General features: G+C 70.3%; 29 protein-coding genes. 15 read left to right on the forward strand and 14 right to left on the reverse strand.

Annotated features, from left to right (window positions below):
- Positions 1-139: 139 nt before the first annotated feature.
- Positions 140-1,366, reverse strand: a complete 1,227-nt coding sequence (locus AB0I51_RS04015; protein WP_362971165.1) for a PP2C family protein-serine/threonine phosphatase — start codon at positions 1,364-1,366, stop codon at positions 140-142.
- 616 nt (positions 1,367-1,982) lie between these two features.
- Here AB0I51_RS04015 and AB0I51_RS04020 point away from each other — a divergent pair.
- The 4 genes from AB0I51_RS04020 to AB0I51_RS04035 all read left to right on the forward strand — a co-directional run bounded on the left by AB0I51_RS04020 (position 1,983) and on the right by AB0I51_RS04035 (position 6,614).
- Positions 1,983-3,659 (forward strand): hypothetical protein, encoded by a 1,677-nt coding sequence (locus tag AB0I51_RS04020; RefSeq protein WP_362971167.1) that lies wholly within the window; start codon positions 1,983-1,985, stop codon positions 3,657-3,659.
- A gap of 836 nt (positions 3,660-4,495) precedes the next feature.
- Positions 4,496-4,939, forward strand: a complete 444-nt coding sequence (locus AB0I51_RS04025) for an STAS domain-containing protein (protein ID WP_362971169.1) — start codon at positions 4,496-4,498, stop codon at positions 4,937-4,939.
- Positions 4,940-5,071: 132 nt separating this feature from the next.
- Positions 5,072-5,818 (forward strand): GAF and ANTAR domain-containing protein, encoded by a 747-nt coding sequence (locus AB0I51_RS04030; RefSeq protein WP_362971171.1) that lies wholly within the window; start codon positions 5,072-5,074, stop codon positions 5,816-5,818.
- 79 nt (positions 5,819-5,897) lie between these two features.
- On the forward strand, positions 5,898-6,614 hold the full coding sequence (locus tag AB0I51_RS04035; protein WP_362971173.1) for a GAF and ANTAR domain-containing protein: 717 nt from the start codon (positions 5,898-5,900) through the stop codon (positions 6,612-6,614).
- A 37-nt stretch (positions 6,615-6,651) separates the two neighbouring features.
- Here AB0I51_RS04035 and AB0I51_RS04040 read toward each other — a convergent pair whose 3' ends face one another.
- Positions 6,652-6,930, reverse strand: coding sequence for a hypothetical protein (locus AB0I51_RS04040; RefSeq protein WP_362971175.1), 279 nt, complete (start codon positions 6,928-6,930; stop codon positions 6,652-6,654).
- A gap of 326 nt (positions 6,931-7,256) precedes the next feature.
- Between AB0I51_RS04040 and AB0I51_RS04045 the strand changes: the two genes are divergently transcribed.
- The 3 genes from AB0I51_RS04045 to AB0I51_RS04055 all read left to right on the forward strand — a co-directional run bounded on the left by AB0I51_RS04045 (position 7,257) and on the right by AB0I51_RS04055 (position 9,215).
- Positions 7,257-7,625 (forward strand): STAS domain-containing protein, encoded by a 369-nt coding sequence (locus AB0I51_RS04045; RefSeq protein WP_362971177.1) that lies wholly within the window; start codon positions 7,257-7,259, stop codon positions 7,623-7,625.
- 64 nt (positions 7,626-7,689) lie between these two features.
- Positions 7,690-8,451, forward strand: coding sequence for an ANTAR domain-containing protein (locus AB0I51_RS04050; RefSeq protein ID WP_362971179.1), 762 nt, complete (start codon positions 7,690-7,692; stop codon positions 8,449-8,451).
- Complete coding sequence (locus AB0I51_RS04055; RefSeq protein WP_362971181.1) at positions 8,448-9,215, forward strand: GAF and ANTAR domain-containing protein; 768 nt, start codon at positions 8,448-8,450, stop codon at positions 9,213-9,215. The genes AB0I51_RS04050 and AB0I51_RS04055 overlap by 4 nt, the downstream gene beginning before the upstream one ends.
- Here the strand turns inward: AB0I51_RS04055 and AB0I51_RS04060 are convergent.
- Both AB0I51_RS04060 and AB0I51_RS04065 read right to left on the reverse strand, forming a co-directional pair.
- Complete coding sequence (locus AB0I51_RS04060; protein WP_362971183.1) at positions 9,191-9,604, reverse strand: DUF5994 family protein; 414 nt, start codon at positions 9,602-9,604, stop codon at positions 9,191-9,193. The genes AB0I51_RS04055 and AB0I51_RS04060 overlap by 25 nt on opposite strands.
- A 42-nt stretch (positions 9,605-9,646) precedes the next feature.
- Positions 9,647-10,648, reverse strand: a complete 1,002-nt coding sequence (locus tag AB0I51_RS04065) for an acyl-CoA desaturase (RefSeq protein ID WP_362971185.1) — start codon at positions 10,646-10,648, stop codon at positions 9,647-9,649.
- A gap of 200 nt (positions 10,649-10,848) precedes the next feature.
- On the opposite strand from AB0I51_RS04065, the gene AB0I51_RS04070 reads away from it, so the two are divergent.
- Positions 10,849-11,469, forward strand: a complete 621-nt coding sequence (locus AB0I51_RS04070; protein WP_362971187.1) for a DUF5994 family protein — start codon at positions 10,849-10,851, stop codon at positions 11,467-11,469.
- Positions 11,470-11,592: 123 nt separating this feature from the next.
- Here the strand turns inward: AB0I51_RS04070 and AB0I51_RS04075 are convergent, their stop codons facing one another.
- The 4 genes from AB0I51_RS04075 to AB0I51_RS04090 form a co-directional block, all read right to left on the reverse strand.
- Positions 11,593-12,555: a DUF4037 domain-containing protein gene (locus AB0I51_RS04075; RefSeq protein ID WP_362971189.1), complete on the reverse strand. Its 963-nt coding sequence runs from the start codon at positions 12,553-12,555 to the stop codon at positions 11,593-11,595.
- 57 nt (positions 12,556-12,612) lie between these two features.
- On the reverse strand, positions 12,613-13,104 hold the full coding sequence (locus AB0I51_RS04080) for a GNAT family N-acetyltransferase (protein ID WP_362971191.1): 492 nt from the start codon (positions 13,102-13,104) through the stop codon (positions 12,613-12,615).
- The gene (locus AB0I51_RS04085) at positions 13,101-14,351 is read right to left on the reverse strand and encodes an MFS transporter (protein WP_362971193.1); all 1,251 of its coding nucleotides are present in this window, start codon (positions 14,349-14,351) and stop codon (positions 13,101-13,103) included. The genes AB0I51_RS04080 and AB0I51_RS04085 overlap by 4 nt, the downstream gene beginning before the upstream one ends.
- Before the next feature lie 152 nt (positions 14,352-14,503).
- Complete coding sequence (locus AB0I51_RS04090) at positions 14,504-15,400, reverse strand: aminoglycoside phosphotransferase family protein (protein WP_362971195.1); 897 nt, start codon at positions 15,398-15,400, stop codon at positions 14,504-14,506.
- Between the two features lie 34 nt (positions 15,401-15,434).
- Between AB0I51_RS04090 and AB0I51_RS04095 the strand changes: the two genes are divergently transcribed.
- Positions 15,435-16,088 carry a rhomboid-like protein gene (locus tag AB0I51_RS04095; protein WP_362971881.1) on the forward strand — a complete coding sequence of 218 codons (654 nt, stop codon included), beginning with the start codon at positions 15,435-15,437 and terminating at the stop codon, positions 16,086-16,088.
- A 9-nt stretch (positions 16,089-16,097) separates the two neighbouring features.
- A complete protein-coding gene (locus AB0I51_RS04100) occupies positions 16,098-17,504 on the forward strand; it encodes an FAD-binding oxidoreductase (protein WP_362971197.1) in 1,407 nt (468 codons plus the stop codon).
- 175 nt (positions 17,505-17,679) lie between these two features.
- On the opposite strand, the gene AB0I51_RS04105 is transcribed toward AB0I51_RS04100, so the two are convergent.
- Together AB0I51_RS04105 and AB0I51_RS04110 are read right to left on the reverse strand one after the other, a co-directional pair.
- A complete protein-coding gene (locus AB0I51_RS04105; protein WP_362971199.1) occupies positions 17,680-19,185 on the reverse strand; it encodes an MFS transporter in 1,506 nt (501 codons plus the stop codon).
- A gap of 59 nt (positions 19,186-19,244) precedes the next feature.
- Positions 19,245-20,210, reverse strand: a complete 966-nt coding sequence (locus AB0I51_RS04110; protein WP_362971201.1) for a zinc-binding dehydrogenase — start codon at positions 20,208-20,210, stop codon at positions 19,245-19,247.
- 83 nt (positions 20,211-20,293) lie between these two features.
- Here AB0I51_RS04110 and AB0I51_RS04115 point away from each other — a divergent pair, with 83 nt between their 5' ends.
- Positions 20,294-20,974: a pentapeptide repeat-containing protein gene (locus AB0I51_RS04115; RefSeq protein ID WP_362971203.1), complete on the forward strand. Its 681-nt coding sequence runs from the start codon at positions 20,294-20,296 to the stop codon at positions 20,972-20,974.
- A 55-nt stretch (positions 20,975-21,029) separates the two neighbouring features.
- Here the strand turns inward: AB0I51_RS04115 and AB0I51_RS04120 are convergent, their stop codons facing one another.
- Positions 21,030-21,530, reverse strand: a complete 501-nt coding sequence (locus AB0I51_RS04120) for a hypothetical protein (RefSeq protein WP_362971205.1) — start codon at positions 21,528-21,530, stop codon at positions 21,030-21,032.
- Between the two features lie 136 nt (positions 21,531-21,666).
- A complete protein-coding gene (locus AB0I51_RS04125; protein WP_362971207.1) occupies positions 21,667-22,071 on the reverse strand; it encodes a hypothetical protein in 405 nt (134 codons plus the stop codon).
- Positions 22,072-22,165: 94 nt separating this feature from the next.
- Here AB0I51_RS04125 and AB0I51_RS04130 point away from each other — a divergent pair, with 94 nt between their 5' ends.
- A complete protein-coding gene (locus AB0I51_RS04130; protein WP_362971209.1) occupies positions 22,166-23,587 on the forward strand; it encodes a M1 family metallopeptidase in 1,422 nt (473 codons plus the stop codon).
- A gap of 18 nt (positions 23,588-23,605) precedes the next feature.
- Here the strand turns inward: AB0I51_RS04130 and AB0I51_RS04135 are convergent, their stop codons facing one another.
- Positions 23,606-24,070 (reverse strand): MarR family transcriptional regulator, encoded by a 465-nt coding sequence (locus AB0I51_RS04135; protein WP_362971211.1) that lies wholly within the window; start codon positions 24,068-24,070, stop codon positions 23,606-23,608.
- Positions 24,071-24,079: 9 nt separating this feature from the next.
- On the opposite strand from AB0I51_RS04135, the gene AB0I51_RS04140 reads away from it, so the two are divergent.
- Together AB0I51_RS04140 and AB0I51_RS04145 are read left to right on the forward strand one after the other, a co-directional pair.
- Positions 24,080-24,598: a nitroreductase family protein gene (locus tag AB0I51_RS04140; RefSeq protein ID WP_362971213.1), complete on the forward strand. Its 519-nt coding sequence runs from the start codon at positions 24,080-24,082 to the stop codon at positions 24,596-24,598.
- A 97-nt stretch (positions 24,599-24,695) separates the two neighbouring features.
- Positions 24,696-24,824, forward strand: coding sequence for a hypothetical protein (locus AB0I51_RS04145; protein WP_362971215.1), 129 nt, complete (start codon positions 24,696-24,698; stop codon positions 24,822-24,824).
- Positions 24,825-24,861: 37 nt separating this feature from the next.
- On the opposite strand, the gene AB0I51_RS04150 is transcribed toward AB0I51_RS04145, so the two are convergent.
- Complete coding sequence (locus AB0I51_RS04150; RefSeq protein WP_362971217.1) at positions 24,862-25,809, reverse strand: bifunctional GNAT family N-acetyltransferase/NUDIX hydrolase; 948 nt, start codon at positions 25,807-25,809, stop codon at positions 24,862-24,864.
- Positions 25,810-25,892: 83 nt separating this feature from the next.
- Here AB0I51_RS04150 and AB0I51_RS04155 point away from each other — a divergent pair, with 83 nt between their 5' ends.
- Positions 25,893-26,261 carry a hypothetical protein gene (locus tag AB0I51_RS04155; RefSeq protein WP_362971219.1) on the forward strand — a complete coding sequence of 123 codons (369 nt, stop codon included), beginning with the start codon at positions 25,893-25,895 and terminating at the stop codon, positions 26,259-26,261.
- The last annotated feature ends 632 nt before the right edge of the window (positions 26,262-26,893 follow it).

The raw sequence follows: 26,893 nt of genomic DNA on the forward strand, positions 1-26,893 counted from the left end.
GAAGCATTGGCCGCGCGGCCAATGCTTCGCGGCCCCGATCTGTTGAAGTGAATCCCGGGCCGGCGTGGCCTCGACCGCGCATTTCCTGTGCGGCTGGACGCAGCGGGATGCCGGGGCAGGTCGCGTCATCGCACGGAATTCATCCCCGCCTCGTCCGTGACGGTGCGGAGGCATCGGTGAGGTCGGCGCCGGTGTTGGCGTCCCGCTCCGAGTGGTCGACGCCGTGCCAGTCCAGGCACATGACGGTCGCGTCGTCCTGCAGGTGGCCGTGGTTGGCGTCGACGATCGCCCCGATGAGAGTGCGGGCGGCCTCACGGGGGTGCAGCGCGCTGGTGCGCACGATCAGGTCCGACAGATCGAGGCTGTTGGCGTTGCGCTCCAGCATGCCGTCGGTCAGCATCACCAGCCGGTCGCCCGGCTGCAGGTCCAGCGACTGGACCCGGTAGGTGTGAGGGACGTGGAAGCCGAACGGCATATCGATCTTCGGAGTGACCTCCTGCACTTTGCCGTTCCGCATGCGCAGAGGCCAGGGATGGCCGGCGTTGATGAACTCGGTTGTGCCGTCGATCAGGCTGATGCGGAGAAGCTGACCGGTGACGTAGCTCTGACGGCCGTGCTCCCGCATGGCCTGGTCGGCCTGGCGGGCCTGTTCGGCGAGGTCGGCACCGGCCCGCCGTGCCCGGCGCAGGGCGCCCACCAGGAGAGTGGCCAGCAGCGCGGCGTCGACATCGTGGCCCATGGCGTCGGTGACGGAGAGCTGGACGGTGTCCCGGTCGATGACGTAGTCGAAGGTGTCACCCCCCACGTGGTCGGCCGGCTCCAGCGCCCCGGCGACGGCGAACTGCGCGGCCTCGCACGCCAGCGAAGCCGGGAGCAGCCGATGCTGGATCTCCGCGGCCAGGCTCAGCGGAGTGGTACGGCGGCCCCACTGGTACACGTCGGTGAAGGGCCGGTTCGCGATGACGATGTACGCCAGGGCGTGTGCGGTCTCGCCGACCTCCCGCATGGTCTGCGCGTCGGGTGCCGCGGGCAGGAACAGTTCGAGGAGCCCGATGGCGTCCCCACGGTTGGTCACCGGTGCCACGATCCGCACCAGTGCGCCCTCGCCCTCGTCCTCCACGCTCGGCCGCTGGGTGCGGATCACGTCGTCGTAGAGGGTGCCCCGCAGGGTGATGCGCCGGGCGGGTTCATCCGTATCGACGCTGCCCGCCGCACCCAGCCGTACCACCGAGCCGCCGGTGAAGTCGGTGATGAGGAACGACACCGACGCCGCCCCGAGGTGCTCCTTGAGCATCCGCGCGACCACGTCGAGCGACTCCACGGGTGCCGCTGTCTCCGCTGCGGCCAGTATCCCCGCCAAGGTCATCACCCTGCCCTGGCCACCCGGTTCATCGAGGTGGGGATGGCCGGCCCACCGGGCCCTTCATGCTCGCGTGCGGTCACGGTGCGTCCTCGCTGCTCGCTGGTACTCAGGGCTCGCGCCCGGGTACGCGAGCGGCCGGCGCCGAGCCCGCTGCCAGATAGGTGCCAGTGCACCACAGAGTGCCCGAACGGATGCGCCTTATCGGTCAACCACCCGCCGACCGGTCGAGGCACCGGTCACGTCCGCGGGACTGAGATGCACCGGGCTGGATTGCGCACGGCCCTCGCGACCCCGTCCAGCACTCGCTCTTCCCACGACCCGCGCCCTGGCTGTCGGTGTCGCTCCGGTGGTCCCCATGAAGCCCCTGCTCGGCGGCACGTGATGCGTGAGCGATGCGTGAGCGGATGAGATGGCAGAGACCGTCACCGGCCGGCAAGATCCTGCCCGGACTTGCCATGCGTAGGTCATCGGTTCGAATCCGACAGGGGGCTCCAAGGCAAACCTCGGGTCAGAGTTCTGGCCTGAGGTTTCTTGTTTAGGGTGATCTTGGAATCCGGGCTCGTTCTCGATTCTCATACTCACGCTCGAAGTCGGCCGATTCCCTGGGGGGGGAACCATCTTGAGACGCAGCGCCTTCCTGGCGGCAGCCACGGCGACCGCCCTGTCCGCCACCCTGTTCACGGGCCTCTCCCCGGCCCACGCGGACAACGCCAGCGGCGGTCCCGTCCTGTCCGACGCGGACGGCTGGTACGAGCCGGGGCTGATTTTCGTGACCGCGCACTCCGCCAGCCCGCTCACGCACATCACGGCGCACTTCTATCCGCTGGACGCACCGGCAGGGGGACCGGAGGCCGGATCGACCGAGGACTTCACCCAGTACACCGGACAGGACGCGACGTCAGGGGTCTGGCGGGCGCCGGTCCACCTGGCCGAGCTCGGCGACTACCGGGTGACTGTCGACCTTCAGGACGCCTCCGGCGCCACCGTCACCGGTGCCCTCTCCCCGCACACCCTGCGGTACCAGACCCTGGTCACGATCCCGGAGCTGACCGCCACGCCCGCTGTGCCGGACTATCTGCACCAGCAGGTTGCCGTCAGCGGCACCGCCCTCGCCACGGACCCCCGCCACCCGGACACCCCGACCCCCGCCGCCGGCATACCCGTCGACATCGAGACCGGGCGCGGCCGGGTGAGCGCGACCAGCACGGCCGACGGACGCTTCACCGCCGCCTTCGTCCCCGTCCAGACGTCCATCGACCTGACCGCCGCACCCGAGGCCTCCGCCAACTACCCCGGCGCGATCGACCTGTTGAGCCCCAAGCAGCACCTGCACACCACCCAGGCGCCCGTCCGCTTCACCGCGAGCACGCACGCCCTGAACCTGAAGCAGGGCGCCACCGGCACCGTCACCGGCCGCACCGAGATCCAGACCAGTGCCGGCTGGCAGCCACTGCCGAACACCGCGATCACCCTCTCCGGACTCGGCCCGAACGGCCTCCCCAGCTTTCTGGCAGGCCAGACCACCACCGACAGCCAGGGCTCCTACACGCTGCACGTCTCTTCCGAGAGCGCCGCACCGACCGCCCAACTCACAGCGGGCACCGACTACATGCCCTTCCAGCAGGTCACCACCGAGCCCTTCAGCCTTCACGTCGCCTACACCACCCACCTCGACATGAGCGCGGACCTCACCGACACCTCGTCCCTCAAGGTCTCCGGCTACGTCTACTACGAAGACGCACGCGCCCACTGGCCCGCCAAGCCCACCGTCACCCTGCAGTACTCCAAGGACGGCAGGAGCGGCTGGAAGAACGCGACCACCGTCCCCATCAAGATCCGTTACAACAAGCCCCTGTTCGAGGAGGACTTCGCCCGCACCCTCACCACGACGAACACCAACGTCTACTGGCGCGCCCGCTTCGACGGCAACCCCGACCTGGCGACCAACACCACCAAGCCCGTCCACCTCTACCGCTACGCCACCCGCGTCACCGGCTTCCACGCCTCAACGAACCCGGTCCGCAAGAACCAGGCGTTCAGTTTCGCCGGCACCCTCCAGTACAAGAACGGCACCACCTGGAAGCCGCTCTACGGCGGTTCCCCCACCCTCTACTTCAAGCCCCGTGGCTCCAGCACATACCGCTACGTCACCGAACTGGGCACCGACAGGCACGGCCACCTCATCGGTATGGAGACCGCCAAACAGGACGGCACCTGGGCCATCGCTCTCAGCCGCCAGACCGGAGATCACTACCTCAGAAGCACCCAGGTCACCGACTACGTCGACGTCCGGTGACCTGCAGCCGATGTAGTTCTTTGCAGGTTAGCCGCGGGCGGTCATGTCGGCCTCGTACTCGCGCAGTTCGGGGATCAGGGGTGCGCCGGTGGCGGCCTGGGCGAGGGCTTGGGTGAGGGCCGCGGCGTCGCCGAGAGCCGTGTTGGCGCCGGCGTCGGGCGGCCGGGCTCATGGTGTGGAGGGCGTTGCCGAGGAGAGTGACCGGGGTGGTGGACCCGGCAGGGATCGGCATGCTGGTGCGCAGAGTGAGGGGGGAAGACGGCGTCGGGGAGGCAGTGTTCGATGACGGCGCGCAGACCGGGGTGCCGGTCCTTGGTCATGTTCAGGGCCGACTGGTGAGTGAGTACAGGTCAAGGGCGCGCAGGGCACTGCCGGCAAGAAGCCGGAGTGCTGAGAGCGCGCTCTGCACCCGGACCTGCCACTGACCGGGAACCGTTCCTTCGTGCTGCCTCCGGTTCGCGGCCAGGGTCCGTGCGTGTCGCGTGGTGCCTCGGGCGTACGCGCGCGGTGTTGCTTGTACCGTCCGCATCCTGGGATCGGATGGCTTCGAACCGTCCACGGGGACGGTCTGAGGACTAGTCTGCTGTACAGACGTCCCAGACCCCGGCGGCACGCAGTTGCTGAACGCAAATGGCTGCGGGGTGCGGACTCCTCGTCTGGCACCCGGCGCATCCCTGGAGGGAACCGGGTTGATCCTCTGTCCTGCCGTGCAGGCCGTCGGACCGGCCATTGGTCTGTCTCCGCCGAAAGTACGCCCCCGCCGGGAGCGCGCCCAGGGAGCCGGGACTCCGGCACCACCGCACCCGCTGCCGGATGGTCTTTTGAACCGAGGCGCCATGCCCCTGCCACCGCTCACCGTCCATCGTCATGACCGAACGACAAAGGCGCTCATCACCCTGGCCGGTGAGATCGACCTCGAATCCGCGCCCATGGTGCGTGTGTCGCTGGAGCAGTGCCTGCACGACGGTATGCGCGAGGTCGACGTCGACCTCGCCCACGTCACCTTCTGCGACTGCAGCGGCCTCAACGTGCTCCTCCGTGCGGCACAGCAGACCGAAGTGCTCGGCGGGACCCTGCGACTGCACCATCCGCCGAGCACGCTGCTCCGGATTCTCGACGTCGTCGGCGACGGGTCACTGCTCCTCGGCCCTTCGTCCGGCCGTCCGCCACCTCCTCTCGCGGACACCCCGCCCGCGCCAGTTCCGGGTCCGGCGCACCACTCGGTCCGGCTGCTGTCCGTGCTTTCTGGAGTTTCTGGAGTTTCTGGAGATATGCGATGACGGCCGACCACCCGCGCCCGCAGGAGCAGGGCCCCGGCCGGCGGGTGCGGGAGGGGCTGCCGACCGGCCACCGGGCATCTTCCGGTGCCGCGTCGGTGGACCCTGTCGCGATGCCCGCGGGCGGTGGCCCGGGTGGGGTCTGAACGCCGGTCGGAGCGCATCCAGGTGTTGGTGGCCGAGCAGGCGGCCCGGCGCGGTGTCCGGGTCGGTGTGGTGGACGTCTGCACCGCGGCCGTGGCCGCGCTGCCGGTCGGCGGTGCCGGACTGTCGGCGATGTCCCCGGCTGCGCCGAGCCATCCGCTGTGCAGCACCGACGACATCAGTGAGCAACTGGAAGAACTCCAGCTCACCTTGGGCGAGGGGCCGTGTGTGGATGCCTTCCGGCACGGCTCGGCCGTCCTGACACCCGATCTGCTGACCCGTGAGCTCCAGGACCGCTGGACGGTGTTCGCGGACGCGGCGCTGGAAGCCGGGGCACGCGCGGTGTTCGCGCTCCCGCTGCAGATGGGCGCGATCAGCCTGGGAGTTCTGGACCTGTACGCCCAGGTTCCGGTCCGGCTGGACGCGGAGGAACTGGCGGACGCGCTGGCGTTCGCCGATCTCGCGACCCTGGTACTGCTCGACGCGCGCATCAACGAGACGGGCGGTCCGCGCGACGGTCCCGTCGAGGACCTGGGCGCGTACCGGGCGGAGATAGACCAGGCCAGTGGCGTCCTGACCGTCCAGCTCGGCGTCGGCATCGAAGAAGCCTTCGTCCGGCTTCGTGGCCATGCCTTCGCGCAGGGACGCCGGCTGGCCGACGTGGCCGCCGACGTGGTGGCCCGGCGGCTCCGTTTCTCACCGGACACGGAGCCGGACCAGACCGACGAGAAAACCTGACGCATGGGTGACGTCCGGGAAACGTGCCGTCCGTCCCGCCCCTTCGGGCCGGGACCAGTCCCAATCGAGGGTGCCCACGATGGATCAACAGCTCCTGGCCAAGACCTTCGTCGAGCTGGCCGACAATCTGGTCGCCGACTTCGACCTCATCGACTTTCTGCGCCTGCTGACCGATCGCTGCGTGAGCATGCTCGACGCGAGCGCCGCCGGCGTGCTGCTTGCCGACCGGGACGGCAAACTCCGCGTCATGGCCGCCTCCGACGAACAGGTGCGGCTGCTGGAGCTGTTCCAGCTCCAGAACGACGAAGGGCCCTGCCTCGACTGCTTCCACACCGGCGCACCCGTGGTCATCCACGACCTGACCCGGGAGATCGACCGTTGGCCGCGTTTCGTCACGGCGGCCCACCGCAGCGGATTCGGGGCCGTACAGGCCCTGCCCATGCGCTTACGGGAGGAGACTGTGGGCGCTCTGAACCTCTTCCGCGTCGCACCCGGCCCCTTCGACCCGGTCGGCACGCCCGTCGCCCAGGCCCTGGCCGACGTGGCCACGATCAGCCTGCTCCAGCAGCGCTCCAGCGTGCGCAGCACGGTCCTCAACGAGCAGCTGCAGACGGCCCTGAACAGCCGGGTGCTGATCGAGCAGGCCAAGGGAAAGCTCGCCGAACGCCAGGGCATCGACATGGAGCAGGCGTTCAGCGCCCTGCGCGGTTACGCCCGCGCCCACAACCGGCGGCTGTCCGACGTGGCCCGCGCCTTCGTCGACGGCTCCGAATCCCTTGCCGCTCTGGGGGCCTGACCCACGCCCGTCCGGGGCAATCGGGCAACTCCGCACGTCACCCTCGGCGTTCGTGGTCCCGGCGGTCCTCGCGCCGCCAGCGTGCCCGGTGCTGACGGCTGTAGCGGCGGTCCCAGCGTTCCCGACGGCTCCGGCGCTCCTGGTAGTCCCGGTAGTCCCCGAGATCTGAACCGCCGTCACGCCACCTGCCTCCGCCACGGTCCCGGCCGAGGCGGGTGGCGCTGTAGACCAGCACAGCCGCGGCCACCCACCAGAGGGGATGGAGGAAGCCGAAACCGAACAGGACCAGGACGAGTACGAGGAGCAGGACGAACACGACGGGTCTCCCGGGAGCTGGACTCAGCATCGATACCGGGGACTGGGGCCTGACTTCACAGCGTAGTCCTGTCCCGGGGCTGCGGATACCGTGTGACGTCAGACCTTTGCACCTTCGCCCTCGAATCCGTCAGGAACCGACCGGGGACGACACCTTCGATCACTCTCACGCCTACCTGGAGCGAGGGCTGCGGGCCGACTCCCGTACGGCAGTACTCTCGTCGTACGGTCCGCCCGTGTCCCCGGCCCTCTCCGTGCCGTCCGTTTCCGCGCAACAGAGGCCCTGCGCAAGGCGAAAGCCCCCCGGTGGCAGAGGAGTTGGGTCGTATGGGCCCGCATTCCGACCTGTTCGACGAGTTGCGTGTGGTCACGGCCGGCGGCGAGCTGGACCTGATGTCCGTGCCGGCCTTCGCGCGTGATCTGGTGGACGCCCGGCACGGTGGCGGGCGGCTGCTCCTCATCGTGGATCTGAGCGGTGTCACCTTCATGGACGGCAGCGTCCTGGACCCGCTGTGCGCGGCGCGGAAGGACTGTCATGAGCGGCTCGGATGGCTGCGGGTCGTGCACCATCTGCCGGGCGCGAGTCTCGTGTTCCGGGCAGCCGGTCTGGGGGACTGGTTCCCGCGGTACGCGAGCACCCAGGACGCCTGGCACGACGTACCCGCGGACCGTGCGACGGCGGACCGGGCCCCGTAGTGTTCGGGGCAGGCCGGGCGACGCCTCACCCCGAAGTGCCCCGGCCCGCGCGGGACGGAGACGGGTGATCAGTGACGGCATGGCCGAGGTCCTGCGCTCGCTGCGACTGGGCGAGGCCGGAGACCCCGCCCGGGCGTGTGCGCGGGCGCTGGGCGCCGCGGGCGTCGCGCTGTCGCTGCTGGTCGGTGCCGAGCGGGCGGCCGAGCCGCTGTGGTACCACCCGGATCTGAGCGCCCGGTTCGAGGAACTCCAGTTCACGCTGGGGGAGGGCCCGGGGCCGGACGTGGTCCGCACCGGTTCGCCGGTGCTGGAGCCGGACCTGGCGCGGGTGCGCGCCGAGCGCTGGCCCGCGCTGCTGCCGGCCGCGCGCGAGCTGGGCGTGCACGGCGTGTGCTGCTTCCCGCTGGGTATCGGGGTCATCCGGGTCGGCGTACTGACCCTCCTGTGCGACAGTGAACGGCGGCTGAGCCGGCAGCAGTACACCGACGCCGCCGCACTGACCGCGGTACTGACCGGCGCTCTCCTGAAGCGTGACCGACGCGACGGGGGCGGGGACGCGGACGGGGAGGGTCCTGCGGTCGGCGCGGCCCTGGAGTCTCCCTCCGTGCTGCGCCGCGCGGTCGTGCACCAGGCCACGGGGATGATCAGCGCCCAGCTGGACGTGTCCATACAGGAGGCCCTGCTGCGCCTGCGGGCCCACGCGTACGGCAGTGAGCGGCCGCTCGGCGAGATCGCGGCGGATGTGGTTGCCCGCAGGCTGCGCTTCAACGACGACTTCGACGACGATGTAAGTGGGCCGTACTCGCCCGACGGTGGAAAGGGATGATAGCCATGGCCCGCGAACGACGTCTGGCCGAGATCTTCGTGGAGGTCGCGGACTCACTGGTCGAGGACTTCGACGTCATCGACCTGCTGCACCGCCTCTCCGCGCGCTGCGTGGAGCTGCTGGACGTGTCGGCGGCCGGGATCCTGCTCGTGGACCCGTACGGCGAGCTGCAGATCATCGCCGCCTCGGACGAGCACACCCGTCTGCTGGAACTCTTCGCGCTCCAGCACGACCAGGGCCCGTGCGTCGAGTGCTACCGCACCGGCGCCGCCCGCACCAACATCGACCTGACCCGGCCGGAGACGACCGCGGCCTGGCCGCGCTTCGCCCAGCAGGCCCGCGCGACCGGGTACGTGACCACGCACGCCATCCCGCTGCGACTGCGCAACCGTGTCGTCGGCGCGCTCAACCTCTTCCAGACGACCACCCACCGGCTCGGCGACGACGACATCGCGCTCGCCCAGGCCCTCGCCGACGTGGCCACCATCGCGATCCTGCAGCAGCGCACCCTGGAGCAGTCCCATGTCGAGAACAGTCAGCTGGAGAACGCGCTGACCAGCCGCATCCTGATCGAACAGGTCAAGGGCTTCCTGGCGGAGCGCTGGAACACCTCCGTCGACGACGCCTTCGCCGCGTTCCGCAGCTACGCCCGCGCCCGTCACCTGCGTCTCTCGGACCTCGCCGCGCAGATCGTCTCCGGCGGCTTCGACACCAGGGCCATCCCGGCACCCGCGACGGCTCAGTCCGGCGACCACGCCGGTTGACCGGCCACGGCGGCCGCCATGAGCGCTTCGGCCGCCTGCTCGGTCGTGTCCGGCGGCACGACCAGCAGATCCCAGCGGCCCCGGCCGGGCGCGAGCAGGACGATGGTGTGCGGGGCGGATTCCACCTGGGTCCCGTGCAGCCGTACGACCTGGTGGGAGACGAGCAGCCGGCCGGGTACGGCGGACCACGCCGCCCCGTTGACCGTGGCACTGGTGATGCGGCCCCACTGAGGCGGCAACCCGGCGAGTAGTGCCGGGAGTTCGGCCGACAGGTCGTACGAACGGGGCCACCACGCGCCGTCGATGGCCCGCGGCAGGTTCCCGTGGGGGGCCAGGCGCAGGCGCAGGACCGGATGGGAGGGGAGCGGGGGCTGCAGCACGGTGGTCATGAGGCTCCTGACAACTGCCGTACGTGGACGAGCGGTTCGGCGTCAGGCACGGCGGGCGGTGATCCGGTCCGGGGTCGGCCAGCGGACGTCGTGGACCCAGCCGGCGCTTTCGAAGAGGCGGATGACGGCGGCCGACGGGTCGATCTGACCGCGGTCGACGCCGTGCCGGGCGCTGGTGGGGTCGGCGTGGTGGAGGTTGTGCCAGCTCTCGCCGAAGGAGAGCAGGGCCAGCGGCCACAGGTTGGTGGCGCGGTCGTGGCGGCGGGTGCGGAACGGCCGCTCACCGATCATGTGGCACAGCGAGTTGACGCTCCAGGTGACGTGGTGGAGCAGTGCGATGCGCACAAGTCCCGCCCACAGCAGGCCCGTTACGCCGTACAGCCAGCTGCCGCCGATCGCCCAGCCGAGCCCGAACGGCAGCGCGAGGGTGAACAGGCACAGCCACGGGAAGGCGCGGGAGACGGCCCGGATGTCGGGGTCGGCGAGGAGGTCGGGGGCGTAACGCTCCGGCGGGGTCTGCTCGTTGCGGAACAGCCAGCCGACGTGGGCGTCCAGCAGTCCGTGCAGCTGGCCCCACAGATGGGTGCCGTAGCGGTACGGCGAGTGCGGGTCGCCGGGCCGGTCGGTGAAGGCGTGGTGGCGGCGGTGGGTGGCGACCCAGCCGATGACGTCGCCCTGGAAGCTCATCGACCCGGCCACCGCGAGCGCGATGCGCAGGGGACGGTCGGCCCGGTACGAGCCGTGGGTGAGCCCGCGGTGGAAACCGACCGTGACGCCGAGACCCGTGATCGTGTAGAGGACGACCGCGAGCACGATGTCGACGGGATGGACGAGCCGCCCCCACAGCAGCCAGCCGGCCAGGCCCAGCGCCACGAACGGCAGGACGACGATCGCCGCCGTGATGCTCACGTATATCCGCGCGGCGCCGTCGCGCACGGGCGGCGGGCCGTCTTCCGGGAAGGGGGAGGCGCCGTCGTAGGGCGGGGGCGGCGGAGCGGTGTCCGCCGGGACACCCGTCGTGGACGGGGTGGAAAGGGTCGACATCGCGGGGACTCCTCGGCCGTCGGTGCGAATGGCGCGGCCGGGGTCACGGGCTGCCCCTGGGAAGGGAACGCGAGGACAGGACGCCGGACCGGACACCGGCACGTCAGGAGCCCTCGGTTGCTTCAGCGTACTCCCGCACGGTCCGGAACGGCCCTGACCGGAGCGTAGGACCACCGCGCCGGTGCGGGGCGCGGGGTACCGTGGACAGTACCGAGGGCACTTCGCACACCGGCTTCCGCACCGGGTCGTCCTCGGCGAGAGACGAAACCCGTGCTGCCGCAGAGGCCGCCCGGAGACGGGTCCGCATCATGTCGGCGACCGTGCAACCCACCCTCCCGCACCCCCGGCCCGTCGAGGGCCCGGCCGCCCGGCTCGCCCTGAAGAGCGACGGTGCCGCCCCCGGCCTCCTGGACGGTGCCTGGTGGCCCCGCTCCCGGGACCTGCTGAGCGAACTGCCCTCGCTGACCGCCGTGTTGGACCCCTTGTGGGGGCGCATCACCCGCGTCGCCGTCAATCCGACGTACTGGCCGGACATCCCCCGCAAGGTTCCCGTGGCCGGCCACGTCGTCAAGGCCGGCTGGTTCACGGAGTTCGACCCGCACAAGCTGCTGCTGCTCTCCTACGGCAACGGTCGCCGCGACCTGCTGATCGTCCCGCCGGAGACCGGGGCGGAGTCGGCGGCCCGGCTGGTGGCCGCAGCGTCCGGCAGTGACGGCCCGCCGCTGACCGCGAGCGCGCTCATCGCCGCGGACGAGGGCCGGGACGAGGGCGGGAACGGCGCCGCCGCGACCGTCGTGAAGGCCTTCCCCGTCTACGGCTGAGTCGAGCCGGGGTCGGGGCCGCGGCCACGCTCTCCCTGCTCGGCCGGCCCGACATCCTGTACTCCCGCGGCGCCGGGCGAGTCCGCCCGGCGCCGCTGCTGTGCCTTCTCCTCCTCCCTGTGATCAGCCGCGCCGGCCGGGGTGCCTGTAGTCGGGTGGTTCCCTCAACACCGGGTCCGCGATGCGGGCGAGCAGGGCGGTGGTGAAGCGTTCGGCGGGGAGGACGCGGTACGGGCCGGAGCGGTGTGGGCGGGTGGTCGGGTCGACGCGGTCGGTCAGGTCCAGTTGGTTGTGGATACCTGCCACGGCTTCGTAGGCGTAGGTGAGGTGTTTCTCGCGCGTCTGCCAGTCGGTGGCGGCCAGGGCGGCGGTGAGGACCGGGGCGAGGCGGTGGCCGGCCGTCGTGCGGGCGAAGGCGGTGCCCAGCCATTTGTCGTACGGCGGGTAGCGGCGGTCCATGAGGAGGCACAGGCGCATCAGGTGGCGGGTCAGATGGGCCGCGTTCATGGCGGAGCCCAGTTCGTCGCCCACCTCGCCGCAGCGGCCGACGAAGGCTTCGCGTTCGGTGATGTGCTGCCACTGGCGGGCCAGGACGTGCAGCCAGATGTCGTGGGGGTACCAGCGCAGGGCGTGGCGCAGGGGGCCGAGTTGGTGGAGGCCGTCGTGGAACACCGCGCCCGCCGTGACCTCCGTGAGGAGGTGGGTGGGGGTGCTCAGCCAGTCGGCGGGGGTCATGTTGTGCGTCGGGTCGAAGCCGAGGGTGTCGGTGAACCAGGCCGTGGTGTGGGTGACTTCGACGCAGCGGTGGGTGGGGTGGCCGTGGAAGGTTCTCGGGAGGTGTTCGGCGAGGTGGTGTCTGATACGGCCCGCGTGCCGGGGGATGTCCCGGGTGCGGAGGAAGAGTTGGAGGCGCGGGCCCCAGGTGTGGTCCCGTGAGCGCGGGGTGTCGTAGCCGAGGACCTCGGAACCGCCGCCGATGCGGGTGGCCGAGTGGGGGAGGCCGGGGGCGGCCTCTTCGAGGAGCGGGCGGACGGTTTCTGTGTAGAAACGGCGGGAGAGTTCGAGGCCCGGTAAGAAATTTGGCATATTCGTGAAGCTCATGCGGGGACCCTGCCCAGTCCGGGCATGATCGTGTGCGCGAATTTACGCCGCCGTTCCCCGGCTCCCGGCCAGCGCGCTCAGCGCCTCGTCCGTCAGCCGGTACACCGTCCATTCGTCCTGGGGGCGGGCGCCCAGTGACTCGTAGAAGCCGATCGACGGGGTGTTCCAGTTGAGGACGGACCACTCCAGGCGTTCGTAGCCGCGGGCCGCGCAGATGCGGGCGAGTTCGGTGAGGAGGGCCTTGCCGTGGCCGGTGCCGCGGGCGGTGGGGCGGACGTAGAGGTCCTCCAGGTAGATGCCGTGGACTCCGCGCCAGGTCGAGAAGTTGAGGAACCACAGGGCGAAGCCGACCGGTTCGCCGGTGGTGTCGTCGGTCGCGATGTGGGCGTAGGCGCCGGGGTGTTCGCCGAAGAGGGCCTCGTGGAGCTGTTCCGGGGTGGCCCTCGCCTCCTGGGGTTCCTTTTCGTAGGTGGCGAGTTCGCGGATCAGGGCGTGGATGACGGGAATGTCGGTGGGGGTCGCGGTGCGGATCATGCGGAGAGAGTAGAAGACGGGCTCGGGTCCGTGCTTCGGTCGGCGGGCTCGCGGCGGGGGAGGAGGAGGGGGGTGGCCAGGAGGAGGACTCCGGCCAGCGCGATCGCCGTGCGGGGGGTCGTGATCGCCGCCACCAGCCCCCATGCGGCCGTCGTCGTCGCGATCGCGGCGCCGGTGCTGACCGACCACGCGGTGAGTGTGCGGGCCACCCGGTCGGAGGCGGTCTGCGTGAGGCGGGCGGTGGCCAGCAAGGGGTTGAAGACGCCGATGCAGGTGACCATGCCGAGTTGGAGCGCGGTGACGAGGAGCATGCCGCGGACTCCGGGGCCGACGAACGCCAGCCCCACCGGCCAGCATGCGCGCAGTATCCCGGCGATGCGCAGCACCCGCCGCTCGCCGAACCGGGCCGCGAGCGGGCGCGCGAGGCGTGAGCCGACGAAGCCGCCGGCGCCGGAGGAGGCCGCGAGCGCGAGTGCGAACTGCCAGGGCGCGAATCCGAGACGGCCCAGCATGAGTACGGCGAGCAGGGGCTCGGAGGCCATGATCAGGCCGTTGACCGTCATCGCGTTGAGGAGCAGCGGGCGCAGGGTGGGGTGGGCGAGGATGTAGCGCCAGCCCTCCAGCAGGTCGCCCGGGCGCAGTCGGGGTGCGCCGTTGGGGGCGGGGCGCGGTTCCGTTCCGCCGATGGCGCGGATGCCGAGGGCCGAGAGCAGATAGCTCACGGCATCGGCCACCACGGTCGTCACCGGGCCGAGCAGCCCGATCGCGGCTCCGCCGAGCGGGGGCCCGAGCATGGTGGAGGTCCAGGTCGTGGACTCGAAGCGGGCGTTCGCCACGAGCAGGTCCTCGGGCGGGACGAGGGATTTCAGGTACGCGCCGCTCGCCGCGTTGAACGCGATGTTCGCGGCGGCGACGGTGATGGAGACGAGGAGGAGCTGGACGAAGGTGAGCACGCCGAGCGCGTAGGCGACGGGGACGCTCAGCAGGGCCGCGAAACGGGTCAGGTCCATCGCGATCATCACCGGCCGTTTACGGCGGAACTCCACCCATGGGCCGAGCGGCACCGCGATCAGCGAGCCGACCGCCCGGCCCGAGGCGGCCAGCACCGCCACCTGGGTGGGGCCGGAGTGCAGCACGATGATCGCGAGCAGGGAGAAGGCGCCGAAGCCGAGGCCGGTGCCGTACGAACTGACCGCGAACGCTGCCCACAGCCAGGCGAAACTTCGGCCCAGCGGTCGTCTGCCCACCCGCACTCCCTCTGCCGAACATGCCGAACATGCCGAACATGCCGAACAAACCCGCGTTGACCTCAGGGATCCAAGCGAGGGGTGCCCCTGGCGGTCAAACAACCGACGCGCCGTGAAGCGACAAACGGTGGTTGTACTGGCTGGTGTGGCGGTCAGCGTGAGGCGCGCAGTCGGCGTGCGATCTCCAGGTGGTCCGGTGCTGGCGGGCGGCCCGCCTCGACCGACCACAGTGTGTTCTGGAGTACCCGGCCCAGTGTCCAGGCCCGCGCCCGTGCGCGGTCGACACCGATCACGTCGGTCATCGCGTCGAAGCGCCAACGGATTTCGTCGGGGTCGAAACGGTTGTCCAACGCCGGGAAGAGTTCGAAACCCGGGTCGCCCGCCAGCGGTTTGGGGTCGATCGCCAGCCAGGGGCCGCGAGCCTCGCTTTCGGGGGCGAGGACGTTGTCGTAGTGCAGGTCCCAGTGCAGCAGCCGGTCACCCGGCTCGGTCGCCACTTCGCGTACCGCGGACGCGCAGTCCTCGATCAGGTGTCGGTCGGAAGGGTCCGGGAGGCGGGGGAGGGCGGCGGGCGTCCGTTCCAGCATGGCCGCGGCCACTTCGCCGAGGCGTCGGTGCAGCTCCGGTGGTGCGGATACCGTCGTCAGGCGGGCCAGGAGACGGGCGATGACGAGGGTCGCGGCGCGGGTGTCGGGTGCGTGGGTGAGGGTGCGGGTCGGGTTCAGGCGCTCCAGGAGCAGGGTGCCGGTTTCCGTGTCGTAGTCCAGAAGTCGTACGGCGCCCTCACCGGCCCAGGTGCGCAGTGCGATCGGTTCGCCGGTCGTCTCGTCGTCCAGGTACTGGAGTTTCAGCGCGGCCCGGGTGCCGTCTGCGCGCAGTACGGGCAGGACCAGGGCGCACATGCCGTAGCGGGACGGGCCGTCCAGCCGTAGCGACCAGCGGGAGAGGAAGTCGGCCACCCGGTGGGGGAGCGCGGCGACGAAGGCTCGTCCGGCCTCGCCGTTGAATCTCTCCTGGGAGGCGGCCAGTCCGGCCGGAATGTCGATCACGCCTTGGACGATACTTGCGTGCGTGAATCGGCTCATGCGAATTGTCCGGGGCCTCCACAGGGTGTGGGCGTATGTCCGCAGCGCTCCCGGCACCTACGTCTGGCTGGGGATTCTCTTCGTCACCACGGTCGCGATGCACCACATGTCGCCGGAGTTCGAGCAGGAGTTCCTGCGGCAGCGGTCCACCAACATCCACGAGTTGTCCAACAACCCGGTGCGGGTGTTGTTCGCGAGCGCGATGTGGATCGACGGGGGGCGCTGGCTGCCGTACGCCGTGCTGTACACGGTGTTCCACGCGCAGGCGGAGCGGTGGCTGGGGACGGCGCGGTGGCTGATGGTGTGTGTGGCCGCGCATGTGCTTGCCTCGTTGATCAGCGAAGGGGCGCTGTTGTGGGCGGTGAAGAATGGGATGGCGCCGCAGTCGTCTCTCGACACCCTTGATATCGGGGTGAGTTACGCGCTGGCGGGGGTGGTGGGGGTGCTGGTGTATCGGATCGCCGTGCCTTGGCGGTATGTGTATCTGGTGGTTGTGGGGGCGGTTTACGGGGTGCCCCTGGCTACCCATCGGACTTTCACCGATCTTGGGCATTTCACCTCCATGGCGATCGGTCTGGCGTGTTATCCGCTGGTCAGAGGCTGTGGAAAAGCATGGAATCCGAAGGAGACAGTGGCCGCCTTCAGGGGTTAGCGTCCGGATATGAGCAGCTCGGCAAGCGGTGTCGTGAACGGTGGCGTCTCTTTCTGGTACGCGGACGACGGGCTTCCCGTGCGACGGGAGCCCCTCGCCGGTGACGCCTCCGCCGACGTCGTGATCGTCGGCGGTGGTTACACGGGGCTGTGGACCGCCTATTACTTGAAGAAGGCCGATCCTTCTCTTCGGGTCACGGTCCTGGAGCAGAAGTTCTGCGGCTACGGCGCCTCGGGGCGGAACGGCGGGTGGCTGTACAACGGGATCGCGGGGCGGGACCGGTACGCGAGACTCCACGGCCAGGAAGCGGCCGTACGGTTGCAGAAGGCCATGAACGACACCGTTGCCGAGGTCGTGAAGGTCGCGGAGGAGGAGCGGATCCAGGCCGACATCCATCGAGGTGGCGTGCTCGAAGTCGCTTGTACTCCTGCGCAGTTGGCTCGGCTGAGGGCTTTTCACGAGCACGAGTTGTCGTACGGCGAGAAGGACCGGGAGTTGTACGGCGCCCGTGAGACCGCCGAGCGGATTCGCGTTGCGGACGCGGTCGGGTCCACGTGGACGCCGCACGGGGCCCGGTTGCATCCGGTCAAGCTGGTGAAGGGGCTTGCGGGGGCGGCCGAGGCGTTGGGGGTTGTCATCCATGAGTCGACCCCGGTGTCCGAGATTCGGCCCCGGTGTGCTGTCACGCCGTACGGCAGTGTGCGTGCGCCTTATGTTCTGCGGTGCACGGAGGGCTTCACCGCGAGTCTCAAGGGGCAGCGGCGGACCTGGCTGCCGATGAACTCCTCGATGATCGCCACCGAGCCGCTCAGCGAAGAGCAGTGGGCTTCGGTGGGGTGGGGTGGGCTGGAGACGCTGGGCGATATGGCCCATGCGTACATGTATGCGCAGCGGACCGCTGATGGGCGGATCGCGTTGGGTGGGCGTGGGGTGCCCTATCGGTTCGGGTCGAAGACCGACAACGACGGGCGGACGCAGGCCGCGACCGTCGAGGCGCTGCGGGAGATTCTTGTTCGCTTTTTTCCGTCGCTCGCCGGGCTGCGGGTGGAGCATGCCTGGTCGGGGGTGCTCGGGGTGCCTCGGGACTGGTGTGCGACGGTGACGCTGGATCGGTCTACGGGGCTGGGGTGGGCCGGCGGTTATGTCGGCTCGGGGGTTGCTACGACCAACCTTGCGGCTCGGACGTTGCGGGATCTGGTCCGGCTGGATTCCGGGGAGGCTGGGGCCACTGAGCTCACCGGCCTTCCGTGGGTCGGCCACAAGGTGCGCAAGTGGGAGCCGGAGCCGTTCCGTTGGCTGGGGGTGCAGGGGATGTACGCGACCTATCGTGCGGCGGACCGGCGTGAACTGAGTGGGTATGGCGCGGAGTCGTCACGGTTGGCGCGGATTGCCGACCGGGTGGCCGGGCGCCACTGAGGCGTGCGGGTGTGTGGGTGGGTCGCCCTGCGGTTGGTGTGGGCCGGTGCCGTGTCGGGGGTGTCCGTCCTCGGAACGGCGGAATCGGTCGCTCAAGATCGTGGGGGTGTTGACGCGCCAACCGCTGCGGGCGGACACCCCCCCGACACGGCGCCTTCGCGCCGTATGCGGCTGATCAGTTCACCGACTCCGACTCGTTCACCGGTGCCTGTGCCGTCGCGTTGTGCTTCGGTGCCCGTGTTGTCACCATCAGGCCCGCCACCAGGCCTGCCAGGAGCATGACGGCCACGGCCCACCAGATGGCGACCGTGTAGCCGTGGACGATGCCCTGGCTGGTGATCAGGGCCTTCTGGGCCGGGTCGTGGAGGTGGGCGGCGATGTAGGCCGTGCTGCTGGTGGTGGCGATCGTGTTGAGCAGGGCCGTGCCGATCGAACCGCCCACCTGTTGTGAGGTGTTGACCGTTGCGGAGGTCACGCCCGAGTCCTGGGGGGCTACGCCGGCGGTGGCGGTGGCGAAGACCGGCATGAAGATCAGGCCCATGCCGAGGCCCATCAGGATCAGGCCGGGGAGGAGTTCGGTCGCGTAGTCCGAGTCGACGGTCAGGCGGGTGAAGAAGGACATGCCTGCTGCGGCGAGGACCGCGCCCGGCACCATCAGCGTGCGTGGTGGTACGTGCTGCATCAGGCGGGCCGAGATCTGTGTGGAGCCGATGATGATCGCGACCGTGAGGGGGAGGAAGGCCATGCCGGTCTTTACGGGGGAGTAGTCGAGGATGACCTGGAGGTAGTAGGTCATGAAGAGGAACACGCCGAACATGCCGATGACGGCCAGGCCCATGGTGAGGAAGCAGCCGGCCCGGTTGCGGTCCTTCACGATGTGGAGGGGGAGGAGGGGGCGGGGTGCCCTCGTCTGCCACCAGACGAAGGTCGTGAGCAGTACGGCGCCCGCGGCGAACAGGGCCAGTACCAGTGGGTCCGTCCAGCCTCGCGGTTCTGCCTCGCTGAAGCCGTAGACGATCGCGACCAGTCCGCCGCAGCCGAGCAGTGCGCCGGGTACGTCCAGGCGGGCGCCCGCGTGGCCGGGGCGGTCGTGGAGGAGGGCGAGGGCGCCGAAGACCGCGATGACCGCGATGGGGATGTTGACGTAGAGGCACCAGCGCCAGTTCAGGTATTCGGTGAGCAGGCCGCCCGCTATGAAGCCGATCGCCGAACCGCTGCCCGCCAGTGCGCCGTAGATCCCGAAGGCCTTTCCGCGTTCCTTCGGGTCGGTGAAGGTGGTGGTGAGGAGGGAGAGGGCGGAGGGGGCCAGTAAGGCGGCGAAGGCGCCCTGGAGGGCTCGGGCGCCGAAGAGCATGCCGGAGGAGGTGGCCGCGCCGCCCAGTGCGGAGGCTCCGGCGAAGCCGATCAGGCCGATGACGAAGGTCCGCTTGCGGCCCACCAGGTCGGCGATCCGGCCGCCGAGGAGGAGCAGGCCGCCGAAGGCGAGGGTGTAGGCGGTGATGACCCATTGGCGGTTGCCGTCGGACATGCCCAGGTCGTGCTGTGCGGAGGGGAGAGCGATGTTCACGATCGTCGCGTCCAGGACGACCATCAGCTGGGCGAGAGCGATGATCACCAGGCCCCACCAGCGCCGGGGGTCGGGCTCCGCAGCCGTTGATTCACCTGTTTGGGTGACGCTCATCTGCTCAGAAGACCATGAATCGGTACGTATTGCATCTGCGGGTGAGGGCTTGGATGTGCTCATGGCTCCAGCACCACCTTTCCGGTCGTCCGCCGGGTCTCCAGCGCCTGGTGCGCCTGTGCTGCGGCGGACAGTGGAAAACGCTGTACGGCTGGTACGAGGCGGCCCGCTGCGGCCTCGGTGAGGGCCCTCAGTTCGAGGGTGCGGACGGGGGTCGGGCCGCCGGCCTTCCGCATCATCGCCGGGCCCAGCACTCGTTCGGACAGTCCTTCGGCTTCGTACGGTTCTCCGCTCGACCAGCCGAAGACGATGTGCCGGCCGTCGGAGCCGAGTAGGCCGGTCGAATCTCGGGCGACGGTTCCGCCCACCCCGTCGAACACGACGGTCGCGTGGCGGCCGGCAAGCCAGGCCCTTACCTTTTCCGCCCACTCCGGCGCCGTGTAGTCGACGGCCAGGTCGGCGCCGTTCGCCCGTGCGAGGGCTGTCTTCTCGGGGCCGCCCGCGAGGCCGATCACGGTGGCTCCGGCGTGTTTGGCGTACTGGACGAGGAGGGTGCCCAGTCCTCCGGCGGCGGCCGGGACGACGGCCACGGAGTCAGTGCTCAGATTGCTGAACTGCACGATTCCCATCACCGTACGGCCTGTTCCGATCATGGCGACGGCCTGTGCGAAGTCCAGGTTCGCGGGGATCTCGTGCACCCGGTCGACATCGACCACGGCCGACTCGGCGTAGCCGCCGGGTGCGAATCCGAGGTGGGCCACCACCCGTTTTCCGAGCCACAGGTCGGCGACCCCCTCCCCGAGCGACTCGACGACACCGGCGACCTCGCGGCCGGGGACCGTGGGGAGGGGCGGGAGTTCGGGCAGCGGGCCCCGCTCGCCTCTCCGTAGGACGGTGTCCAGGAGGTGGACTCCGGCTGCGGCTACGGCGATACGGACCTGGCCGGGGGTGGGGGAGGGGGCGTCGACGGATTTGTAGGTGAGGTTGTCGGCAGGGCCGAAGGCGTGGAGTCGTATGGCATGCATGGGGGTCACTCTTCGACCTCAAGCATGCTTGAGGTCAAGTGTCCGGCGGCCTCGTTGTCAGTGGTGGGGTGCAGGATGGGGGCATGGCGAGGAGAGCGACCGGCGGGACGGGTGGAGTGAAGAGGGCGCGGCGGCCGGAGGTGCGGTTGCCGGCTCTGGAGCCTTATGGGGGGCGGGAGTTGGAGCCCGACGGGGACTACGACGGGCTGGAGATCAAGGACGAGGACTTCGCGGGGCAGGACGGCGGGGGCGCCCGGTTCATGGACTGCGCGCTGACGGGTTGCGCGCTGGACGAGACACGGCTGCACCACGCCCGGGTACTGGACTCGGTCCTCACCGGCATACGGGGTGTCGGCACCGACCTCGCGGAGTCGACCCTGCGTGATGTCGAGGTCATCGACGCCCGGATGGGCGGGGTGCAGCTGCACGGTGCCGTGCTGGAGCGGGTGGTGATCCGGGGCGGGAAGATCGACTATCTGAATCTGCGCAAGGCGCGGCTCCGGGATGTCGTCTTTGAAGGCTGTGTGCTCGTGGAGCCGGACTTCCTCGATGCCCGGCTGGAGCGGGTCGAGTTCGTGGACTGCGTGTTGAAGGGGGTGGACTTCACGGGGGTGACGTTCACGGACGTGGATCTGCGCGGGGCGGCAGAGCTGGAGATCGCGCGGGGAATCGACCGGCTGTCGGGGGCCGTGATCAGCATGGGGCAACTGCTGGATCTGGCGCCGGTGTTGGCGGTCCAGATGGGGATTCGGGTGGAGGGCTGAGGGCGGGCCAGGCCCGTTCAGGCCGATGGGGGGCTGGGGCGTAGTCCCCGGAGGCTCACTGCACCCGGGGGAACTTCGCCTGGAGGGTCCAGATCGCCGGGTTCTCGCCGAGGGCCTCATGCATGTCGACCAGGTCGGCGATCAGGTCGTGCAGGAAGTCCCGTGCCTCGCGGCGGAGTTCGGTGTGCGAGAAGGTCAGCGGCTCCTCGTCGCGCCGCATCCAGTCGGCCTCCACGTCCACCCAGCCGAAGCGGCGCTCGAAGAGCATCCGGTCCGTGGACTCGGTGAAGTCCAGCTCCGCCCGCTGCGGGCGGGACGCCCGCGAACCCGCCGGGTCCTGGTCGATCCGCTCCACGATGTCGCACAGCGCCCACGCGAAGTCGAGCACCGGCACCCAGCCCCAGGCCGTGGCCACCTCCCGGTCCGCCTTGGTGTCGGCGAGATACACGTCACCGCAGAACAGGTCGTACCGCAGCGCGTGGACGTCGGCGCGCCGGTAGTCGGTCTGCGGGGGGTCCGGGAAACGGTTGGAGAGGGCGTAGCCGATGTCGAGCACGTAGGTGATGGTGTCACGCGGGTGAGGGCGTTTGCGGGTGGGGAGGGCGGCGGTCGATCGGTTGCCGGAGGGGGCGGGGCACCGCCCGGGCGCGGGGCACCGCCGGGTTCCGTGCCGTCCGGCGTCCGGACTCGGTTCACGCCTCGTCGTGGTGGGTGAGCCGGCCGTCGGTGAGCCGCCAGTAGCGCTGGTGAGGCGTCAGGTGCCAGGTCTCGTCGGCGTCGGTCGACTGTGCGATCCAGGCACGGAGTTGGGGGAGGGCATGTGCGCGGAGGACGGCGCGGGTGGCGGCACGCTCGGCGGCGTGGACCGGGTGGAAGTCTATACGGAAGCCGACCGTGTCCGGGTGGATGCCGCGGCCGTGGTTGCGGGGGTGGGGAGCGACCCATGCCGCTCCCAGGACGATGCTGCCGCTGTCCTGCCCGGTGAGGAACCGCAACTCCGCGACCCGGGCCGGGCAAGGGCCGAGGCACTCATTGATGTCGGTGGTGGTCAGTGGCCAGGCACGGTGCCTGGGCAGTCTTCGATTCCGTGCAGACATGGCAAGCAGAATGGCAGGTGACGGCCTTGGGTCCGCACGGGTTTTCCGTCCGGCGTCGGCTTCCGGGAACCGGCGTGCTCATAGGATCCCGAACGTGTCCCGATCCGCACTCCTTGTCCCGGCGGCCGCCGCCTGCGCGCTGGCCCTTGTCCTGACGGCGTGCAGCGGAACAGACGGCGTGCGGGGCACCGCCGGCAGCGCGGGTCTGCGTGATCCGTACTTCCCGAACGCGGGCAACGGCGGCTACGACGTCAGCCACTACGCCCTGACCCTCGCCTACACCCCCGACTCCCACGCCCTGACCGGTACGGCGACGATCACGGCCCGGGCCACCGCCGACCTCTCCTCCTTCGACCTGGACTTCAAGGGCATGACGGTCGAGTCGCTGACGGTGGGCGGACGGAACGCCCGCTGGACCCGCAGCGGACAGGAACTGACCGTTCGCCCGGGCTCCGGTCTTCCCAAGGGCAGGACCTTCGAGACGATCGTCCGCTACTCCGGCGCGCCCCGGGCGATCACCGATCCGGACGGTTCGGAGGAGGGCTGGCTGCGTACGGCGGACGGTGCGCTGGCGCTGGGCGAACCGGTCGGTTCGATGGCGTGGTTCCCCGGCAACGACCACCCCTCCGACAAGGCGACCTACGACATCGCGATCACCGTGCCCAAAGGTCTGCAGGCCGTCTCCAACGGGGAGTTGAGAGCCGAGACCACGAACACCGCCGGTACGCGGACGACTTACCGCTGGCGCACCGCCCAGCCCATGGCGACCTATCTCGCCACGGTCGCGATCGGCCACTACGACATCACCCGCACGACGGCGGCGAACGGCCTCCCCGTGTACACGGCGGTCGACCCGGAGGAGACGGCAGCGAGCAGGAAGGTACTCGCCCGACTGCCGGAGATCATGGAGTGGGAGGAGTACAACTTCGGTCCGTACCCCTTCTCCTCGACCGGTGCGATCGTCGACCGGCGTGGGGATGCGGGGTATGCGTTGGAGACGCAGAACCGGCCCTTCTTTCCCGGCGCCCCGGACACCGCCACCCTCGTCCACGAACTCGCCCACCAGTGGTACGGCGACTCCGTCACCCCGAAGACGTGGCGCGACATGTGGCTCAACGAGGGCTTCGCGACGTACGCGGAATGGCTCTGGTCCGAGGACCACGGCGGCGACACGGCTCAGGAGACCTTCGACGCGCTCTATGACGGGACCTACTTCGACGACCCGTCCGAGAGCGAGGCGGTCTGGGCCTTTCCGCCGGCCCGTCCCAGCTCCGCCGCGCACATCTCCGACAGTCCCGTCTACGAGCGTGGCGCGATGGTGCTCCACAAGATCCGCCGGACGGTCGGCGACGCCCGGTTCTACGACATCGTGCAGGGCTGGGCCGCCGCCCACCGTCACGGCAACGCGGACACCGCCGACTTCACGGCTTACGTGGAGCGGATGGCGCCGGGGAAGGACTTCGGGGGGATCTGGCGGGACTGGTTGTACGGGGACCGGAAGCCGGCGCACGCCTGACCGGTCGGCCCGGGTCGCTCAGCGGGTGTCCCCCAGGGAGATCAGCAGGGTGCGCAGCATCCGGGTCAGTTCGTCGCGGTCTGTGGTCTCCAGGGCCGAGAGGGTCTGGATCTGGTTCTGTACGTGGCCCTCCACCACGCGGTCGACGAGGTCGCGCCCGGCGTCGGTGAGCGCGATGTGCAGGCTGCGGCGGTCGCCGGGTACGAAGTCGCGGGTGACGGGGCCGTGGGCGACGAGCCGGTCGACGCGGTTGGTGAGGGCTGCCGAGCCGATCATGACGCTGGAGGCCAGCGCCTTCGCCGTCGGCGGCCGGTCGCTGCGGCGCAGGGTGGCGAGGACGTCGAACTCCCAGGTCTCCATGTCGTACTGGGCGAAGTACTCCTTCAGCCGGGTGTTGACCAGCCGTGAAAGCCGCAGGACGCGGCCGATGGCGCCCATGGCGTCGAGGTCCAGGTCGGTGCGCCGGGCGGCCCGCTGGCCCATGAAGTTCTCATGTCTGTGGAGTCGCTCGCGACGGATCACGCCACGGTGTCCCGGGTCATCCGGTCCCGCCGCAGCATCCGCCACTACCGGCTCGATCCGGTGCCGGCCCCGCTGCTGCGCGAGCTGGTCGAGCTGGCTCTGGAGGCTCCGTCCAGCTTCAATCTCCGGGCCAGGTCCGTCGTCGTGGTGAGTGGTGCGTGGTCCGAGCGGTTCGCCGCCGCCTCGCCCGAGGACGCGCGCCTCTTCCACGAGGACCTGCGGGAGCGCGGTCTGGAGCGGGAGTACGCGGTGAAGGACGCCATGATCGCCGCCTCCTTCCTCATGGTCGCCGCCGAGGCCGCGGGCCTGGCCACCAGCCCGATGAACGGCTGGGACGAGGACGCGGTCAAGAAGGCCGTCGGCATCGACGGCCGGGACGACCTGCACATCGCCCTCCTCGTCCCGCTCGGCCACCCGGCCGAGTCCCGCCGCCATTCGGGGCGCCGGGACCGCTCGCTGACCTGCTTCAGGGAGACGTACGGCCGCTGACATCGGCGGGTGCCGGGGGACGTGGGGCGTTTCCGGCTGTCCGCGGCACCCATACCCACGGCCGACCGAACGGCAAAGGTCGGCCTACGACTTCACGATGCGTCCCTGGAGCGAGGCGGAGCTACGGCGACGTCTGTCCTCGGCGGGCTTCCACGACATCGAGATCGGGCCCGGAGTCGGCCGGAAGACCGCCGACCGGCTGTTCGTCGTCGCCGTCCGCCGGTAGCTGCCGGGCCGGTACCGGCTGTCGGGCATGAGGCGGGTCAACCCTCCAACTCGTCGAGGAGGCGGCCGAGTTCGGAGGGCCACACGGTCTCCGTCGTAGTCCGCAGTTCCTCCCGGGTCCACCACCGCCCGGTGCGGATGCCCTCCTGGGCGTGGGTGGTGGTGAGGTGGGCGCCGGTGGGTTCGCGGTGCGGGCCGTGGGTGACGTAGATGCGTTCGTGCTGGTGGGTCGGAGTGCCGGCGAAGGTGAGGTCGACCTTCCTGGTGCTGAGCAGGGGGCCGGGCTTCAGGTCGGTCCAGCCGGTCTCCTCCTGGAGTTCGCGCAGGGCGGCCTCGCGTGGGGTCTCGTCGGCTTCGAGGCCGCCGCCGGGGAGGGCCCAGAAGGTGCCGCCGGTTTCGGCGTCGTTGTAGCGGAAGAGGAAGACGGAGCCGGCGGGGTCCAGTACCGCGACGCGGGCGGAGTGGCGGACCTTGCGGAGCTGCTTGCGCAACACAGCGCAGGGGCGGCCGAGTCGGCGATCCTGGCGGTGGTCGATGACGTCGTAGCCGAGGGCGGTCCAGAAGGCGAGGCCGTCGGGATTGTTGTCAAGGACGGCCAGACGTACGGCGGTTCGGCCGGCCGTGCGGAAGCGGTCCTCGACCAGGGATGCCAACTGCCGTCCGTGTCCTTGCCGTTGCTGTGCGGCGTCCACCATCAGCAGGCCGATCCAGGGGTCTTCGTCGTCCGGATCGGGATGCGCTCCGAGGGTGATGGCGATCCCGACGAGCCGTCCCGCACTGCGCGCGAGCAGCACCTCCACCTCCGGGTCGGCCAGTTCGTCGGCCAGCGCGGTCGCCACCTGCTCGGGCCGGATGTTCTCCGGGTCCGGGAAGTCGCCGCTGAGGGCGTGGAACGCGTGGTTGGAGGCGTAGAGGGCGGCGAGCTCGGTGAGCAGCTCACCGGGGAGGGCACCGGCCTCGGTCGGCGTGAGCGATTCGAGGAACATGGGGGCACGCTAGTGCTGCGCGGATCCGGTGCGAGGTGACACCTGGGTGATCCATACTCTGTGTCGGCGGCTTCGGGGAAGGCATGTCCATGCAGTACGGGTGCGGGGGTGGCGCCGCCGTACGAGCGGCGGCCGTCGTTGTCGCGGCTGTCCTGATGAGCGGTTGTTCGTCGGACCATTCGGCGCAGGACAAGGCGCGGCAAGAGGAGTACTGCGACAAGCTGGGATCCTGGCAGCATGAGGTACGCGCCAGGACGGCCGACACCGAAGTGGCAGGGGAAGCGGCCATCCACGCTTCGAGGAAGCTGGACAAAGCAGGCCTGGAACACGGTGGCACCCGCATCCTCGACGACACCGTCAACGCGATCGCCGGTGACACCGGGGCTGAGGGGCGTGCGGTGTCCTACTGCGACAGCGCGGGCTTCGAGACCTCGGTGGATTCGGTCGGCTGATGCCGTGACCGCATGGGCCGACCCCTGATGAGGCACGCCGGCCGTCGGCTGCCTCGCCGAGCTCGGACCAGATCTGTTTGCCGGGGTGCCGTGCGCGGTGGCGCCGCGCCGCACGCCCCGGTTCCGGGCGAGGCCGATGAGCAGGAGCAGGCCTCGCCCGTTCTCGTCGTACGCGTCGCCGGGCGGACTGGTGGGGTCGGCGTCGGGGGCGTCGTCGTAGGCCGGGACGCGTAAGCGGTCGTGGCGCAGGGCGACTTCGAGGCGTATGGCCAGGGAGTCGGGGGTGCGGAGGCGGTGGATCCGGACCGGGGCCCGGCTCGGGGAGCAACTCGCCCGGCAGGCGCCCCGGTTCGCCTCCGAGGCGGAGCGGGGGATCGCTCGCCTCGCGCGGCCCTCGTGCCTGTGTCTCGCCCTGGTCACGGGGGAAGACCGCGCCGACACGGACGGTGAGTGGACCGGCCCCGGCCAGTGCGGTGACCGCGGTGACGGTCGCCGAACTCGGGCGGGACGCGCACTTCGCGGCCGAGTGCCCTCCGGTGGGGCTCGACGAGATCGTCGACCGGGTCGCGCTCGGGCGCCTGGTCACCGTCGTGGGCTCGGGCGCCGCCGAACGGATCTCCCCCGAGGTGACC

Origin of the sequence: Streptomyces sp. NPDC050549, assembly GCF_040655035.1 — a bacterium.
GTDB lineage: Bacteria > Actinomycetota > Actinomycetes > Streptomycetales > Streptomycetaceae > Streptomyces.